The following is a 16,713-nucleotide window of genomic DNA, read 5'->3' as shown; positions in this document are numbered from 1 at the left end:
TATAACCCCAAGCAATCTGGTTATACTGTGAAGACGACATTCGCCGAAAGTTTGTTCTCACAAACTTTACCTTAGCCTGTTCACCACCAGTGAAAGTGGTCAACAGTCTATTTCTTTCTATCACATACCCAAATTTTTAAAGAACGATCTAATCAAAGACTAGAAATCAACATTTAGCCTTCATCCGAAGGAAATGCTCATTTCTAAGCTTTACAGAAGCAGTAAATGGTGGAGCCAAGCGGGATCGAACCGCTGACCTCCTGCGTGCAAGGCAGGCGCTCTCCCAGCTGAGCTATGGCCCCGTAACCGGGTGTCGTACGCGCTCTGACCAACTTCACCAGGTAACTGGTGGGTCTGGGCAGATTCGAACTGCCGACCTCACCCTTATCAGGGGTGCGCTCTAACCAACTGAGCTACAGACCCAATATAGGGTGTGCAAAGCAAAAGCTGCTTCTAATCGTCTTCTTCAATGAATCAAGCAATTCGTGTGGGTGCTTATGGTGCAGCTGAGTCGTCGATTAAGGAGGTGATCCAGCCGCAGGTTCCCCTACGGCTACCTTGTTACGACTTCACCCCAGTCATGAATCACACCGTGGTAACCGTCCTCCCGAAGGTTAGACTAGCTACTTCTGGTGCAACCCACTCCCATGGTGTGACGGGCGGTGTGTACAAGGCCCGGGAACGTATTCACCGCGACATTCTGATTCGCGATTACTAGCGATTCCGACTTCACGCAGTCGAGTTGCAGACTGCGATCCGGACTACGATCGGTTTTGTGAGATTAGCTCCACCTCGCGGCTTGGCAACCCTCTGTACCGACCATTGTAGCACGTGTGTAGCCCAGGCCGTAAGGGCCATGATGACTTGACGTCATCCCCACCTTCCTCCGGTTTGTCACCGGCAGTCTCCTTAGAGTGCCCACCTTAACGTGCTGGTAACTAAGGACAAGGGTTGCGCTCGTTACGGGACTTAACCCAACATCTCACGACACGAGCTGACGACAGCCATGCAGCACCTGTCTCAATGCTCCCGAAGGCACTCCTCTATCTCTAAAGGATTCATTGGATGTCAAGGCCTGGTAAGGTTCTTCGCGTTGCTTCGAATTAAACCACATGCTCCACCGCTTGTGCGGGCCCCCGTCAATTCATTTGAGTTTTAACCTTGCGGCCGTACTCCCCAGGCGGTCAACTTAATGCGTTAGCTGCGCCACTAAAATCTCAAGGATTCCAACGGCTAGTTGACATCGTTTACGGCGTGGACTACCAGGGTATCTAATCCTGTTTGCTCCCCACGCTTTCGCACCTCAGTGTCAGTATGAGCCCAGGTGGTCGCCTTCGCCACTGGTGTTCCTTCCTATATCTACGCATTTCACCGCTACACAGGAAATTCCACCACCCTCTGCCCTACTCTAGCTTGCCAGTTTTGGATGCAGTTCCCAGGTTGAGCCCGGGGATTTCACATTCAACTTAACAAACCACCTACGCGCGCTTTACGCCCAGTAATTCCGATTAACGCTTGCACCCTCTGTATTACCGCGGCTGCTGGCACAGAGTTAGCCGGTGCTTATTCTGTCGGTAACGTCAAAACAATAACGTATTAGGTTACTGCCCTTCCTCCCAACTTAAAGTGCTTTACAATCCGAAGACCTTCTTCACACACGCGGCATGGCTGGATCAGGCTTTCGCCCATTGTCCAATATTCCCCACTGCTGCCTCCCGTAGGAGTCTGGACCGTGTCTCAGTTCCAGTGTGACTGATCATCCTCTCAGACCAGTTACGGATCGTCGCCTTGGTGAGCCATTACCTCACCAACTAGCTAATCCGACCTAGGCTCATCTGATAGCGCAAGGCCCGAAGGTCCCCTGCTTTCTCCCGTAGGACGTATGCGGTATTAGCGTCCGTTTCCGAGCGTTATCCCCCACTACCAGGCAGATTCCTAGGCATTACTCACCCGTCCGCCGCTCTCAAGAGAAGCAAGCTTCTCTCTACCGCTCGACTTGCATGTGTTAGGCCTGCCGCCAGCGTTCAATCTGAGCCATGATCAAACTCTTCAGTTCAAACATCTAACTGGGTTTTGAGAAAACCCTAAACTTGGCTCAGCAATCGTTGGTTACATCGTTGATTTCTCGCGGAGTAACTTGGGTTGCTGATAATCTGTTGACTTCAGTCTGACACCACAAGCACCCACACGAATTGCTTGATTCAGTTGTTAAAGAGCGGTGGGTTGAGCCTTTCGTCTCAACCGAGGCGCGCATTCTACAGCGTCCTCTGTAACTGTCAAGCGATTATTTTCTGAAGTTTTCCAAGTTTCCTTATCAACTTCAATCACTTGCGCTTCGATCAACTCTGCGTTGCTCGTCAGCGGGAGGCGAATTCTACAGCGTTACAACCGCGTGTCAAACTCTTTTTTCTCACCGCTGTCGATTCAGACAAACTCGACCGACTTCCTCGCTGACCTCATCCGATAAACCCTTGTAACTCATTGAACTACAAGGCTTTTTCGTTTCCGTCTGCGCCGGAAGTGGGGCGAATTATAGACACCTCAACGAGCGCGTCAACCGTTATTTTGAACTTTCTTCAGAAACCAGCGTAACGCGCCCAAAAGCCTTCTTGCCGGCCTGGCAGACATGCGTCGAACCCAGCTTGAAGATAAAGCCGCGATCCACGACCTCTCCATCTATACGCACACCACCGGAAGCCAACAGATCACGAGCAACTGCTGCGTTCTTTACCAGGCCCGCCTTATTAAGGACGGCCGAGATCGGCATGTCTTCAGCAGCCCCTACCGATATCTCCGGCAGATCGTCAGGCAGCTCGCCTTCCTTCATACGGTTACCCGCAGAGCGGTGCGCATTGGCCGCAGCTTCTTCGCCGTGAAAACGCGCGACCAGTTCTTCAGCCAGCTTGATCTTGATGTCACGCGGATTGGCACCCGCCTCGCAATCAGCCTTGAAGCCCTCGATCTCTTCCATGCTGCGGAAGCTCAGCAGCTCGAAGTAGCGCCACATCAAGGAGTCAGGCATCGATACCAGCTTGTTGTACATGATGCCCGGTGCTTCCTGGATACCGACATAGTTACCCAGCGACTTGGACATCTTCTTGACGCCATCCAGCCCTTCGAGCAACGGCATGGTCAGGATGCACTGCGGCTCCTGCCCATAAGCGCGCTGAAGCTCACGTCCCATCAGCAGGTTGAATTTCTGGTCGGTACCGCCCAGCTCGATATCGGCGCGCAGCGCGACCGAGTCGTAGCCCTGAACCAGCGGATAGAGGAATTCGTGAATCGCGATCGGCTGACTGCCTTTATAGCGCTTGTCGAAATCATCACGCTCGAGCATGCGCGCGACCGTGTACTGCGAAGACAGACGAATGAAGTCGGCAGGACTGAGCTTGTCCATCCAGGTGGAGTTGAACGCCACCTCGGTTTTGGCAGGATCGAGAATCTTGAACACCTGAGCCTTATAGGTCTCGGCGTAGTCCAGAACCTGCTCACGGGTCAATGGCGGACGAGTGGCGCTCTTGCCGCTCGGGTCACCGATCATGCCGGTGAAGTCACCTATAAGGAAGATGACCTGATGACCCAGGTCCTGGAACTGGCGCAGCTTGTTAATAAGGACGGTATGACCCAGGTGCAGGTCGGGTGCCGTCGGATCGAAACCGGCCTTGATGCGTAGCGGCTGGCCGCGCTTGAGTTTGGCGACCAGTTCGGCCTCGACCAGGAGTTCATCCGCGCCGCGCTTGATCAGCGCCAGCTGCTCTTCAACCGACTTCATATCAGCCCCCAATTTAAAGGGAACCAACCATACAAGATCAGAGCCCAATTACAAGTTTTTGCCCAGCGCACACCTACGATTCCAGAAGGGATTCGTGGGGAGGGTTGCTTCGGGCAGCTTTTGGTTATATTTTATACAGTTATTTCATCTTCATCATGTCATTCATCTTTTCCATTTCACCTTTTTCAAAGTCAAAATTACCTATGATAGACACACCGCCTAAAGCGCCCCCGCTTTATCCGAAGAGTCACCTGCTCGCTGCAAGCGGCATTGCTGCCCTGCTGAGCCTGGCTCTCCTCGTTTTCCCATCCAGCGAAGTTGAAGCCAAACGAACCAATCTGGCGCTCGATCTGGAAATGCCCACAGATCCGAACGCACAAGACCAAGACGCTCCGCAAGCCGCTCAAGCCACACCTGAAAACTCCGAATCGCCCTTCGCTCAGATCGACAATGGCGATGAACAGACCGCCGAGACCGCCAGCAAGCAGCCCGAGCCAGCCAAACCGGCGCCGGAAGCAGCCAAGAACCCGAATCATCGTGAAGTCGTAGTCGCCAAGGGCGATACCCTGTCCACCCTGTTCGAAAAGGTGGGTCTTCCGGCAACGACCGTCCATGAAGTACTGGCCAGCGACAAGCAGTCCAAGGAGTTCAGCAAGCTGCAGAACGGCCAGATCCTGCAGTTCGAGCTCACGCCGGATGGTCAGCTCAAGCAATTACACACCAAGCTCAGCGAGCTCGAGACCATCAGCCTGTCCAAATCGGCCAGCGGTTTCACGTTCAGCCGCGAAGTCAGCAAGCCCAACGTTCGTAACGCGTACGTCCATGGCGTGATCAACAGCTCGCTCTCGCAATCCGCGCAGCGTGCAGGGCTGACTCACAGTATGACGATGGACATGGCCAACATCTTCGGCTACGACATCGACTTCGCCCAGGACATTCGCAAGGGTGACGAATTCGACGTGGTCTACGAGCAGAAAGTCGTCAACGGCAAGCCCGTCGGCACCGGCAATATCCTGTCCGCCCGCTTTACCAACCGCGGCAAGACCTACACAGCGGTTCGTTACACCAACAAGCAGGGCAACACCAATTACTACACCGCCGATGGCAACAGCATGCGCAAGGCGTTCATCCGTACTCCGGTGGACTTCGCCCGCATCAGTTCGATGTTCTCCATGGGTCGCCAACACCCGATCCTCAACAAGATCCGCGCCCACAAAGGCGTCGATTACGCAGCGCCACGTGGTACACCTATCAAGGCAACCGGCGATGGCAAAGTCCTTCTCGCAGGTCGTCGCGGCGGCTACGGCAATACCGTGATCATCCAGCACGGCGATACCTACCGCACGCTGTACGGCCACATGCAGGGCTTCGCCAAAGGCGTACAAACCGGCTCATCGGTGAAGCAAGGTCAGGTGATCGGCTATATTGGAACAACCGGCTTGTCGACAGGCCCGCATTTGCACTACGAATTCCAGGTCAACGGCGTACATGTCGACCCACTGGGCCAGAAACTTCCGATGGCGGATCCTATCGCCAAGTCCGAAAAGCAGCGGTTCATGCAGCAAAGCCAACCTTTGATGGCGCGCATGGATCAGGAAAAGGCCACCACGCTGGCCTCGAATAAAAGGTAATCCATGGCCTTCTTCTATATAGGTGTGATGTCCGGCAGCAGCCTCGATGGGATTGATATCGCCCTATTGGAGCAAGACGACCGACCAAGACTTCTGGCAACCCACTACATTCCCATGCCGGAAGACCTGCATGCGGAATTGCTGGGTCTCTGCTCCAGTGGCACGGATGAACTGACGCGCGCGGCAATTGCCGAGCAGAAGTGGTGCCATCTGGTTGCCAAGGGTGTTTTGCAACTGCTGGAAGAACAAAACATGGTCGCCGGCCAGATCCGAGCAATCGGCAGCCACGGTCAGACTATCCGCCACGAGCCGGCACGCGGTTTCAGCATCCAGATCGGCAACCCTGCGTTGCTGGCCGAGCTGACCGAAATCACGGTCGTCAGTGACTTCCGCCGTCGTGACATCGCAGCAGGAGGCCAGGGCGCACCCTTGGTCCCGGCCTTCCACGAAGCGTTGTTCGATGACAACAAGGAACACCGCGCAGTACTCAACATCGGCGGGTTCAGCAACCTGAGTCTGATCGAGTCCGATCGCCCGGTGACCGGTTTCGATTGCGGCCCGGGCAATGTCTTGCTCGATGCCTGGATTCAGTCGCAGCGCAATCTGAGCTATGACAAGGATGGCGCCTGGGCCGCCAGCGGACAGGTAGATGCGGCGTTGTTGAAGACGTTGTTGAGCGACCAGTTCTTCCTGACCAAGGGTCCGAAGAGCACTGGCCGCGAAGTGTTCAACCTCGGCTGGCTGCATCATCATCTGTTCCAGTTGCCAACCCTGGCACCGGAAAACGTCCAGGCGACATTGCTTGAACTGACCGCGCTGACCATTACCGAATCTCTGCAGTCGGCTCAGTCGAGCACGATGGAACTGCTGGTCTGCGGCGGCGGCGCTCACAACACTGCGTTGATGAATCGACTGGCCGAGTTGTTACCCGATACACGTGTCAGCAGCACCGCGAAGTTCGGCGTCGATCCTGACTGGGTGGAAGCCATGGCGTTTGCCTGGCTGGCGCATTGCTGTCTGGAAAGCGTACCGGCCAACCGTCCTACGGTGACCGGTGCCAAAGGTCTGCGAGTGCTGGGTGCTATCTACCCGGCCTGATGCCCCGGCTGATCCAAAGCGCCAGAACGAAAAACGCCGCTCAATGAGCGGCGTTTTTGTAACTGCAGCGTACGATCAGATAGAGAACGACGAACCGCAACCACAGGTCGTGGAAGCATTCGGGTTCTTGATCACGAAGCGCGAGCCTTCCAGTCCTTCCTGATAGTCCACCTCGGCACCCGCCAAGTACTGGAAGCTCATCGGATCGACCACCAGACTGACGCCTTCGCGTTCGACGATGGTGTCGTCGTCTGCAACGTCTTCATCAAATGTGAAGCCATACTGGAAGCCGGAACAACCGCCCCCCGTCACGAAGACACGTAGTTTAAGGCGATCATTGCCCTCTTCATCGACCAGGGATTTCACCTTGTGCGCTGCACCTGGGGTGAATTCCAAAGCCGTCGGAGTGAAGGATTCGACACTCATGTCAGATATCTCCCGGCGATAAGCCGTCGTAATGCGTAATGACGGGCATTATCCGCTTGTCCTAGAAAATCGGTCAACTATTTGCAGAGCAGCGGCAAATGGAGCAGCACCCCGCTTGCCGCTTGATCCCGAGTCTTACGGCATCATACCGGCGTGGGACAGGCCCAGCCGTTCGTCCAGACCAAACAGGATGTTCATGTTCTGCACCGCCTGACCCGACGCGCCCTTGACCAGGTTGTCGATGACCGAGAGCACGACGACCAGATCACCGCCCTGCGGACGATGCACGGCGATACGGCAGACGTTTGCACCGCGCACGCTGCGTGTTTCCGGATGGCTGCCTGCAGGCATTACGTCCACGAACGGTTCATCGGCGTAACGCTTCTCGAACAGCGCCTGCAGATCGACCGACGTGTCGGTGACTGTCGCGTAAAGCGTGGAGTGAATACCACGGATCATCGGCACCAGATGCGGGACGAAGGTCAGACCGACGTCACCACCCGCCGCGCGGCGAAGCCCCTGAGTGATTTCGGGCAGATGACGATGACCTTTGACGGCATAGGCCTTGAAGCTTTCGTTGGCTTCCGAGTACAAGGAACCGATGCTCAGACCACGCCCGGCACCACTGACACCCGACTTGCAGTCGGCAATCAAACGCGTGTTATCGGCAATGCCTGCTTCCAGCAACGGCAGGAAACCCAACTGGGTTGCAGTCGGGTAGCAGCCAGGAACCGCAATCAAGCGAGCATTCTTGATTTGCTCACGATTGACTTCCGGCAGGCCGTAGACCGCATCCTGCAACAATTCAGGTGCGCCGTGCGGCTGGCCGTACCACTTCGACCACTCGACAGGGTCCTGCAGGCGGAAATCTGCGGACAGGTCGATCACCTTGGTGCCCGCCGCGAGCAACTCGCCAGCCAGCGCATGGGCAACGCCATGAGGTGTCGCGAAGAACACCACGTCACAGGCACCCAGTGTTTGAACATCCGGAACGCTGAACGCCAGACCGTCGTAATGGCCTCGCAGGTTCGGGTACATGTCGGCGACGGGAAGACCGGCCTCCGAGCGGGAAGTAATCACCACCACTTCAGCCTGCGGATGCTGTGCCAACAGACGCAGCAGCTCGACTCCGGTGTAACCCGTGCCGCCGACGATACCGACCTTGACCATAACCTGCCCTCAACGAAACAACTGGAAAGCGGTCGATAATATGGGCCTATGGCCTCTGCGACAACCGACAACGTGACGTATGGACACTCTAGCCTCTACTATTCGGCCACCGTGAACCTGGGAATAACCAAAAATGCTCTATCTATGGATCAAAGCGCTGCACATCATCTCGATGGTCTGCTGGTTTGCAGGTCTCTTCTACCTGCCACGACTGTTCGTTTATCACTCCATGAGCGAAGACACCATAAGCCGCGACCGCTTCTGCATCATGGAGCGCAAGCTGTACAGAGGTATCATGGGCCCGGCAATGATCGCGACCCTGATCTTCGGCGGCTGGCTCATCAGCTTCAATCCAAGCGGATATTTCAGCCAGGGCTGGATGCACGTCAAGCTTACGCTGGTGGTGTTGCTGATCGGTTACCACCATGTGTGCGGCGCGCAGGTCAAACGTTTCGCCCGGGGCGAGAACGGACGCAGCCATGTGTTCTACCGCTGGTTCAATGAAATCCCGGTCCTGATTCTGCTGGCCATCGTCATTCTGGTAATCGTCAAACCATTCTGATGCACGACTGGATGGTGCTCATTCGGGTCTCATTCAAATAACAGGCGCTCTGCCCTTTTGCAGATGCGCCTGGCTCGCTCTCACTTCAAGACAAGGAAGCCCTGTATGGCCGAAACCCACTTCAAGATCGTTTTTGAAGGACAGGTGCGTGATGGCGTAGAGCCCGAGGTTGCGAAAGCCAATCTGGCGCGTCTGTTCAAGAGCGAAACCGCGGCTGTCGAAAAACTGTTCAACGGTCAGCCTGTTGCACTCAAGCGGGGCTTGCCCCACGACGAGGCCGAGCACTACATAAAGGCGCTGTATGAAGCTGGCGTCGAGGCGCGGATTGAACCGGATCCGGCAATCAGCCTGAGCATCAACGAGAAAGACCTTCCCGCGCCCGCCTCCCCTTATGCGCCACCTCGATCACACGTGGGAACTGCCGAGTTCGCCGAGCACTCAACGCTCAAAATATTCAGCATCAACGGAAGGATCGGTCGTCTGCGTTACCTAGCATGGACGCTGGTGCTGAGCGCTGCCAGCCTGGCGCTGCTGTCCATCGCAATCACGATCATGAGCCAGTCACTGATCGCCGGCGGGCTGCTGATCGCGATCATTGCGATGGTATTCGTGGTCATCAGCTCAATGATGGGCGTTCAGCGGCTGCACGACATCGGCTGGTCAGGCTGGCTTCTGCTGCTCAATCTCGTGCCTTTCGTGGGCAGTGTCTTCCCCTTCGTGATGACTGCCATGCCCGGCACCAAAGGACCCAACCCATACGGGGCACCGCAGCCGCCCAACTCACGCGGCGTCAAGGTTCTGGCCGGGCTGTGGTTGCTGCTGATTCCCGTCATCCTCGTCAGCGGCATTTTCGGCGGGATGAACACACTCAAGGAAGAAATTGAGGTGCAGACCGACGAGTACGAGCAGTCCCTGCCTTATGACGATGAAGCGCAACGCGACAACGCCCAATCCAGCCAGGCCGACACTGAAAATGTGCCTGAAGACGAAAGCGACTCGCAATAAAAGGCTCATGGCCCGGTAGACTGCCGACCGCACTACGCTCAATGGAGAACTGCATGACCCGTTACGCCCTGATCACCGGTGCATCCAGCGGCATAGGCCTGGCCATGGCCGAAGCACTGGCGCGCCGTGGTCGCAGCCTCATTCTGGTCGCTCGCCAGCGAGATCATCTGGAAACCATCGCTCTGGAGCTGACGCAGCGATTTGGCGTGGAAGTGCTGTTTCGCGCCTGCGATCTGGGCGAGCCTCTTCGGCTTTCCGGGTTTCTGCTTGAGCTGGAAGACGGCGCGCATCAGATCGATCTGCTGGTCAACGCAGCGGGTATTGGTAGCAGCGGCCCATTCCTCGCGCAGGACTGGGGCGTCGAACAGGATCTGATCGACCTGAATATTCTGGCGCTGACGCGTCTGTGTCACACCGTCGGCAATCTGATGGCGATTCAGGGTGGCGGCCAGATACTCAATGTCGCGTCGGTGGCTGCATTCCAGCCCGGCCCATGGATGAGTACGTATTACGCGAGCAAGGCTTATGTCCTGCACTTTTCCGAAGGCTTGCGCGAAGAAGTGAAGAAAACCGGGGTCAAGGTATCGGTGCTCTGCCCCGGTCCGACCCGGACGGCTTTTTTCCGTACCGCTCAGCTCAAGGTCAATATCGACAAGATGATGAGCCCCGAAGAAGTTGCGCTGTACACCGTACGGGCCTTGGCGAAGAACCGCGCCGTCATCATACCGGGCTGGCGCAACAGGCTCTGGACGTTCAGCCCGCGACTGGTTTCACGCTGGCTGGCCAGACAGATCAGCGGTTACATCAACAAATCCTGCTGCCCGCGCTGACCCACAAAATGGCTGGGCGAGCCCTGTCTCGCTCAGTACACTCGACAGCGGTGATACCCCGCACGCACCATCAACCGATAAGGAGCATACGGCTGTGGATACTTTGTTCACCAAGATCATCAATCGGGAAATTCCGGCGAAGATCATCTACGAAGATGATCAAGTGCTGGCGTTCCACGATATCGCCCCTCAGGCCCCGGTACACTTTCTGGTCATTCCCAAGAAGCCGATTCGTACGCTGAACGATCTGACCGAAGAAGATAAAGGCCTGGCTGGACACATCCTGTTCACGGCGCAGCGTCTGGCACTTGAGCTGGGCTGCGAAGAAGGATTTCGTGTGGTCATGAACTGTAACGAGCTGGGTGGACAGACCGTTTATCACATTCACATGCACGTGCTGGGTCAACGCCAGATGAACTGGCCGCCGGGCTGAGTCAGCTTTCCAGCCCCATACGTCCTTCCAGCTTCCGGCATCGAGAGGCTGGCAAGGCGGTACCCTGCTCCGCTGATTCGGTTAAACTCCTTCTCAGGATCTATCCGGAGGTGCCCATGGCTACCGAACGTCACTACTCCCCCATTGACCGCTTGCTGCTGCAGGCCGACAGCGCGATGCGCACGTTGCTACCGTCAAGCGGCCACTCCCGTCGGCCGTCACCTGCCGTTGTGCAGACTGATCACAAGATGAGCGATGTCGACTCCCGTCACGTCGCGGGCCTGATGCGCATCAACCATACAGGTGAAGTCTGCGCCCAGGCGCTGTATCAGGGTCAGGCGCTGACCGCCAAGCTGCCCAAGGTGCGCAAGGCCATGGAGCATGCGGCCGAAGAAGAAATCGACCATCTGGTCTGGTGCGAACAACGCATCCATCAGTTGGGCAGTCACACCAGCGTGCTCAACCCATTGTTCTACGGTCTGTCATTCGGAATGGGTGCAGCGGCCGGTATCATCAGCGACAGGGTGAGCCTGGGTTTCGTTGCAGCGACTGAAGATCAGGTCTGCAAGCACCTGAGCGAACATCTGGAACAACTGCCCGTCGAGGACAACAAGTCTCGGGCGATTCTCGAACAGATGCTCAGTGACGAGGAGCATCACGCAGAATCGGCACTGGAAGCGGGCGGTTTTCGCTTTCCGGCACCGGTCAAGTTCGGCATGAGTATCCTGGCCAAAGTCATGACCAAGAGCACTTACCGCATCTGACAAAACCGCATGAACAAAAAAGGCGCCCTCGAGAGGCGCCTTTTTTAGTTACGGCTGCTGGCCGATCCGAGTCTGGACTCAGACCGCTACGTTACGACCGTAGAAGATTTCCAGCATCTCGTGCTTGACCTTCGCGGTCACCTGCTCACGCTGTTCGGTGGACAGGTTGCTGGTCGCATCGCCGAACAGGTAGTTATCCAGTTCGAACTCTTTGAGCAGCATCTTGGTGTGAAACAGGTTTTCCTGATACACGTTCACGTCGGTCATCTGGTAACCGTTGCGGGTGTCTTCGGACAGGTAGTTCTGGATCGAGTTGATCTCGTGGTCGATGAAGTGCTTCTTGCCTTCCACGTCACGGGTAAAGCCACGCACACGATAATCGACCGTCACGATATCCGACTCGAACTTGTGAATCAGATAGTTCAGGGCCTTGAGCGGTGAAATGACGCCACAGGTCGACACATCGATATCCACGCGGAACGTGGCGATGCCGTCTACCGGGTGAATCTCCGGGTAGGTGTGAACTGTGATGTGGCTCTTGTCCAGGTGGGCCAGAATGGTTTCCGGCAATGGACCTGGGGACTCTTCGATCTGGCTTTCGGTAGGCGTCACCGGCTGCTCGGAGATCAGAATGGTCACACTGGCGCCCTGAGGATCGTAATCCTGACGCGCAATGTTCAGGATGTTGGCACCAATGATATCGACAACATCGGTCAGAATCCGCGTCAGGCGTTCTGCGTCATACACACTGTTGATGTATTCGACATAAGCCTGCTGGTCTTGCGGAGTTTCCGCATAGCAGATGTCATAAATGTTGAAGCTCAAGGTCTTGGTCAGGTTATTGAACCCGTGGAGCTTGAGTTTGCTTTTCACCGTTAAAAACTCTCTATATGTGTGCGGCGCCGGCCGCGTGATCAAGCATGCCCGTCAGATGAGTCCGGCTCAGCTGCGTAGGACGGTTAACACCTCTTCGCGTTGGCGATTTTGGTTGTCTGTTCGGGCGCGACAGCAGATAACCAATGCACGCTGCGCCCTGAAAAAGTGGCGCATTATGCAGACGTCCGAAGCCGTCTGCCAGAGTGTGCGCCGTTTTTATGATCGTTGGATGTCTGGAGGTCAGCCCAGTTCGACGATTTCATAATCGTGGGTGATCTTCACACCCGCATTGCCGAGCATGATCGAGGCAGAGCAATACTTTTCTGCGGACAGCTCGATGGCGCGTTTGACCTGGGCTTCTTTAAGCCCGCGACCTTTGACGACAAAGTGCAGATGGATTTTGGTGAAGACTTTCGGATCCTCGTCTGCACGCTCTGCCTCGAGGAAAGCTTCACAGCTCTCGACCGGCTGGCGGGACTTCTTGAGGATGCTCACGACGTCGTAATTGCTGCAACCGCCCAGACCGATCAGCACCATCTCCATAGGACGAACGCCCAGATTGCGACCGCCACTTTCGGGCGGGCCATCCATGACCACTACGTGACCGCTGCCGGACTCACCGAGGAACATGGCTTCACCAGCCCATTGAATGCGTGCCTTCATCGCCAAGACTCCAGTGCTAAAAAAGGGGCGTCAGCTTAGCACAGGGCCACCCCGCTCCCTGATCACATGATGAAAAATGCCTTTCGCAGCCGATGTGTAGGAATATTCGGAGATTGGGCCTGCAGCTCGTCGAAAAGCTGGCGAGAATGCAGGTGCAGCCGATACCTACAGGTATGCCATTTGGCGCAGGTCCTCATTTCGGAATTCACGCATGGCCGCACTCACACTTGCATCTAAAACAAAGAATCTGGAAAAGCTTCTTCCACACGCACAACGCCGTCGCTACGCCGCCAAGAGCAACATCATCAACGCCGGTGACGGCTCTGACTCGCTGTTTCTCATCATCAAGGGATCGGTCACGATCCTGATCGAAGACGACGAAGGCCGCGAGATGATCATCGCCTACCTCAACAGCGGCGACTTTTTCGGCGAGCTGGGTCTTTTCGAACAGGCGGGGCAGACGTCAGTGCGCAGCGCCTGGGTAAGGGCAAAGACTGAGTGCGAAGTGGCCGAGATTGCCTACGACAAGTTTCGTGAACTGACGCAGCAGGAGCCGGATATTCTTTATGCCCTTGGTGGCCAGATGGCGGATCGCCTGCGCAACACCACGCGCAAGGTGGGGGATCTCGCATTTCTGGACGTCACCGGACGTGTGGCTCGTACCCTGCTGGACCTGTGCAAGCAACCCGATGCCATGACCCACCCCGACGGGATGCAGATCAAGATCACCCGTCAGGAGATCGGTCGCATCGTGGGCTGTTCACGGGAAATGGTGGGGCGAGTGCTCAAGGCGCTCGAAGAGCAGAGCCTGATCGATGTCAAAGGCAAGACCATGGTGGTGTACGGCACACGCTGACGTGCGAACGGGTCAGATATCCGCAAGCAACTGCCGATAGGCGCTCAGCAGCCCGGACACATCAGCCTCGGGAAACGCTTCATGCAACGCGATATGGCTTTCGGCCCGGACGTGCGCGTCGAGCTCGCAGATCACGTTGAAGCGATTGACGGCGGCGACCATCTGCACCCTTTCATCGTCCAGCAACAAGGCGGCGTGAGCCAGTACAACAGGTCGCGCGCCGCCCTGGCTCTGACGCCAGCGCTGGGCCGTGCCGACCATCTTGCGACCGTCGAGGTTGACGTTGAAACGACCGTCGCAGAACGCACCCTCCACTTCACCCAGCGAAGCCTCGCCACCCAGCTCATTCAACATGTCGAGAATGGGCTGACACAGACGGCGATACGCTGTCTCGATACGGTCCCGATCAAGGTCAGTCGAAGGCTGTGCATAGACCAGTGCAATGTTCACGGTGGCGGACGACTGCGGCACCGGTTCGCCGCCGGTTTCCCGCAGCAGGATCGGCCATCCGTTATCCGCCAGGGTTTCGCTCGCTTCGACGAAGCCAGGAAGCCGGCTCAAGCGACGCGGCATCACCAGCGCCTGATCATTGGGGCGCCAGAACAGCACCCCATGCTCTGCCTCGCCCGCACACACAGCAGCCAGAACATCCTGCTCGGCCTGCAGTCCTTTTTCGACACAGATGTCGATGATCGAGTCTGACATACGAACGCTCTGGCTCCTGCTACGTGTGGAACAGTCAGTCGAGTGTCGAGCCGCTTACAGGTGCTCCGCGCTCAGGGAAGAACAGGCGCTGCAGTTCCGTACCTGGATGTTCAGCACGCATGAACGCCTCACCGACCAGAAACGCATACACATCACTGATTTCCATCAATTCGACATCGGCACGATTGAGAATGCCGCTTTCGGTGATGACCAGACGGTCGCGAGGAACACGCGGCAGCAAGTCCAGCGTGGTTTCCAGACTGACATTGAACGTGTGCAGGTTACGGTTGTTGATGCCTACCAGCGGGGTGTCGAGTGTCTTGAGTGCGCGATCCAGCTCGTCGCCGTCATGCACTTCGACCAGCACATCCAGCCCCACGTTTTTGGCGACGGCGGCCAGTTCGGCCATCTGCACGTCGTCCAGCGCCGACACGATGAGCAGAACACAGTCCGCGCACAAGGCACGGGCTTCGACGATCTGATACGGATCGATCATGAAATCCTTGCGGATCACAGGCAGGTTGCACGCCGCCCGGGCATCTCTCAGGTATTGATCCGAACCCTGAAAGAAGTCGATATCGGTCAGCACTGACAGGCAGGTTGCGCCACCGGCCTGGTAGCTTTTGGCGATCTCGGCAGGCAGGAAGTTTTCCCGGATCACGCCTTTGCTGGGCGATGCCTTCTTGATTTCAGCAATGACCGCAGGCTGCTTCTTCCTGGCCTGTTCGATCAACGCCTTGGCAAAGCCACGCGCAGGATCGGCTGCAGCAGCTTGTTGCTCAAGCTCGGCCAGGCTGACGACAGCGCGGCGGGCCGCGATTTCCTCAGCCTTACGGGCAAGAATCTTTTCCAGTACGGTTGGTACGCTCATTCTTCGTTCTCCTGCTTGAACACTGCCGTAAAGGCGCCCAACTCTTCCAGTTTTTCCCGGGCAAGGCCGGTATGAAGCGCGTCATGCGCCAGTGCTACGCCCTCCTTGAGGCTCGTGGCGTGGTCTGCAGCATAAAGTGCAGCCCCTGCATTGAGCACAATCATTTCGGCGGCTTTCTGACCGTTCTCGGTCTTGCGACGACCCAGAGCATCACGGATCAGCTCAAGCGAGGCCGCCGGGCTTTCCACCGCCAGGCCATACAGGCTCTGACTCTTGATGCCCAGGTCTTCAGGCTGCACCCAGTATTCGGTCACTTCGCCATTCTTGAGTTCCGCGACGAACGTCGGTGCGGCCAGGCTGAACTCGTCCAGCCCGTCCTGCGAGTGCACCACCAGCACATGCTTGCTGCCCAGACGCAGCAACACTTCGGCCAGCGGACGGCACAACGCCTGATTGAACACGCCAACCACCTGATGGCGTACGCCGGCCGGATTCGTAAGCGGGCCGAGCATGTTGAACAGGGTGCGCAGGCTCAGGTCACGACGCGGACCCGCCGCGTGCTTCATGGCGCTGTGATGAGACTGGGCGAACATGAAACCGATGCCGACGCTGTCGATGCAACGCGCCACCTGAACCGGCGTCAGGTTCAGGTAAACGCCTGCGGCTTCCAACAGATCGGCACTGCCGCTCTTGCCCGAAACCGCACGGTTGCCATGCTTGGCCACGGTGCAGCCCGCTGCTGCAATCACGAAAGCGGATGCGGTCGAAACGTTGAAGATGTTGGCGCCGTCGCCGCCGGTGCCGACGATATCGACCACGCCTTCCAACGTCTTCAGCTCGACGTGATCGGCCAGCTCACGCATGACCGACACCGCGCCGACGATCTCATCGATGGTTTCGCTTTTCATGCGCATGCCCATCAGGAAAGCACCGACCTGTGCTTCAGTGCACTGGCCGGTCATGATCTCGCGCATGACATCGCGCATCTCGTCCGTGGTCAGATCCAGCTGGTTGACCACGCGGTTCAGCGCGCTTTTGATATTCATGGGGG

16 protein-coding genes, 2 tRNA genes and 1 rRNA gene are annotated in these 16,713 nt (G+C 56.9%); 8 read left to right on the top strand and 11 right to left on the bottom strand.

The annotated features are described in order from the left end of the window. Window positions 1–226: 226 nt before the first annotated feature. The 4 genes from CFBP1590_RS03250 to tyrS all read right to left on the bottom strand — a co-directional run bounded on the left by CFBP1590_RS03250 (window position 227) and on the right by tyrS (window position 3,772). Window positions 227–302 (bottom strand) — tRNA-Ala (locus tag CFBP1590_RS03250). Between the two features lie 44 nt (window positions 303–346). After that, a tRNA-Ile gene (locus tag CFBP1590_RS03245) sits at window positions 347–423 on the bottom strand. 96 nt (window positions 424–519) lie between these two features. Continuing rightward, window positions 520–2,056 (bottom strand): 16S ribosomal RNA (locus CFBP1590_RS03240). Between the two features lie 504 nt (window positions 2,057–2,560). After that, complete coding sequence (gene tyrS, locus CFBP1590_RS03230) at window positions 2,561–3,772, bottom strand: tyrosine--tRNA ligase (protein WP_088234475.1); 1,212 nt, start codon at window positions 3,770–3,772, stop codon at window positions 2,561–2,563. A 203-nt stretch (window positions 3,773–3,975) separates the two neighbouring features. Between tyrS and CFBP1590_RS03225 the strand changes: the two genes are divergently transcribed. Together CFBP1590_RS03225 and CFBP1590_RS03220 are read left to right on the top strand one after the other, a co-directional pair. Continuing rightward, complete coding sequence (locus tag CFBP1590_RS03225) at window positions 3,976–5,403, top strand: peptidoglycan DD-metalloendopeptidase family protein (RefSeq protein ID WP_029243340.1); 1,428 nt, start codon at window positions 3,976–3,978, stop codon at window positions 5,401–5,403. A gap of 3 nt (window positions 5,404–5,406) precedes the next feature. Then, window positions 5,407–6,501, top strand: a complete 1,095-nt coding sequence (locus tag CFBP1590_RS03220) for an anhydro-N-acetylmuramic acid kinase (RefSeq protein ID WP_025995994.1) — start codon at window positions 5,407–5,409, stop codon at window positions 6,499–6,501. Between the two features lie 75 nt (window positions 6,502–6,576). Here the strand turns inward: CFBP1590_RS03220 and erpA are convergent, their stop codons facing one another. After that, complete coding sequence (gene erpA, locus CFBP1590_RS03215; protein WP_004885454.1) at window positions 6,577–6,927, bottom strand: iron-sulfur cluster insertion protein ErpA; 351 nt, start codon at window positions 6,925–6,927, stop codon at window positions 6,577–6,579. A gap of 135 nt (window positions 6,928–7,062) precedes the next feature. Continuing rightward, a complete protein-coding gene (argC, locus tag CFBP1590_RS03210; protein WP_025995993.1) occupies window positions 7,063–8,097 on the bottom strand; it encodes an N-acetyl-gamma-glutamyl-phosphate reductase in 1,035 nt (344 codons plus the stop codon). Window positions 8,098–8,230: 133 nt separating this feature from the next. Between argC and hemJ the strand changes: the two genes are divergently transcribed. The 5 genes from hemJ to coq7 all read left to right on the top strand — a co-directional run bounded on the left by hemJ (window position 8,231) and on the right by coq7 (window position 11,691). Next, window positions 8,231–8,659 carry a protoporphyrinogen oxidase HemJ gene (gene hemJ, locus CFBP1590_RS03205; RefSeq protein ID WP_025995992.1) on the top strand — a complete coding sequence of 143 codons (429 nt, stop codon included), beginning with the start codon at window positions 8,231–8,233 and terminating at the stop codon, window positions 8,657–8,659. A 105-nt stretch (window positions 8,660–8,764) separates the two neighbouring features. Then, on the top strand, window positions 8,765–9,664 hold the full coding sequence (locus CFBP1590_RS03200; RefSeq protein ID WP_088234474.1) for a DUF805 domain-containing protein: 900 nt from the start codon (window positions 8,765–8,767) through the stop codon (window positions 9,662–9,664). 53 nt (window positions 9,665–9,717) lie between these two features. Beyond that, window positions 9,718–10,494, top strand: coding sequence for an SDR family NAD(P)-dependent oxidoreductase (locus CFBP1590_RS03195; RefSeq protein WP_025995990.1), 777 nt, complete (start codon window positions 9,718–9,720; stop codon window positions 10,492–10,494). Window positions 10,495–10,588: 94 nt separating this feature from the next. Next, on the top strand, window positions 10,589–10,927 hold the full coding sequence (locus tag CFBP1590_RS03190; RefSeq protein WP_003316306.1) for a histidine triad nucleotide-binding protein: 339 nt from the start codon (window positions 10,589–10,591) through the stop codon (window positions 10,925–10,927). Window positions 10,928–11,043: 116 nt separating this feature from the next. Further along, a complete protein-coding gene (gene coq7, locus CFBP1590_RS03185; RefSeq protein WP_004885443.1) occupies window positions 11,044–11,691 on the top strand; it encodes a 2-polyprenyl-3-methyl-6-methoxy-1,4-benzoquinone monooxygenase in 648 nt (215 codons plus the stop codon). A gap of 78 nt (window positions 11,692–11,769) precedes the next feature. Here the strand turns inward: coq7 and speD are convergent, their stop codons facing one another. Beyond that, window positions 11,770–12,564 carry an adenosylmethionine decarboxylase gene (gene speD / locus CFBP1590_RS03180; protein ID WP_004885441.1) on the bottom strand — a complete coding sequence of 265 codons (795 nt, stop codon included), beginning with the start codon at window positions 12,562–12,564 and terminating at the stop codon, window positions 11,770–11,772. Window positions 12,565–12,807: 243 nt separating this feature from the next. Continuing rightward, the gene (locus CFBP1590_RS03175) at window positions 12,808–13,230 is read right to left on the bottom strand and encodes an OsmC family protein (protein ID WP_025995989.1); all 423 of its coding nucleotides are present in this window, start codon (window positions 13,228–13,230) and stop codon (window positions 12,808–12,810) included. 211 nt (window positions 13,231–13,441) lie between these two features. Between CFBP1590_RS03175 and crp the strand changes: the two genes are divergently transcribed. After that, window positions 13,442–14,086 (top strand): cAMP-activated global transcriptional regulator CRP, encoded by a 645-nt coding sequence (gene crp, locus CFBP1590_RS03170; protein WP_088234473.1) that lies wholly within the window; start codon window positions 13,442–13,444, stop codon window positions 14,084–14,086. 12 nt (window positions 14,087–14,098) lie between these two features. Here the strand turns inward: crp and CFBP1590_RS03165 are convergent, their stop codons facing one another. From CFBP1590_RS03165 to trpD, 3 genes are read right to left on the bottom strand one after another with little or no spacing between them, the layout of a single operon-like run. Continuing rightward, window positions 14,099–14,791, bottom strand: a complete 693-nt coding sequence (locus CFBP1590_RS03165) for a lipoate--protein ligase family protein (RefSeq protein WP_088234472.1) — start codon at window positions 14,789–14,791, stop codon at window positions 14,099–14,101. A 34-nt stretch (window positions 14,792–14,825) separates the two neighbouring features. Beyond that, entirely contained in the window at window positions 14,826–15,662 is an 837-nt protein-coding gene (gene trpC, locus CFBP1590_RS03160; protein ID WP_088234471.1) for an indole-3-glycerol phosphate synthase TrpC, read from the bottom strand. Beyond that, the gene (gene trpD, locus CFBP1590_RS03155) at window positions 15,659–16,708 is read right to left on the bottom strand and encodes an anthranilate phosphoribosyltransferase (RefSeq protein ID WP_057410148.1); all 1,050 of its coding nucleotides are present in this window, start codon (window positions 16,706–16,708) and stop codon (window positions 15,659–15,661) included. The genes trpC and trpD overlap by 4 nt, the downstream gene beginning before the upstream one ends. Between the last annotated feature and the right edge of the window lie 5 nt (window positions 16,709–16,713).

Source organism: Pseudomonas viridiflava (assembly GCF_900184295.1).
Lineage (GTDB): Bacteria > Pseudomonadota > Gammaproteobacteria > Pseudomonadales > Pseudomonadaceae > Aquipseudomonas > Aquipseudomonas viridiflava.
This window is presented reverse-complemented; position numbering and strand designations above follow the sequence as displayed.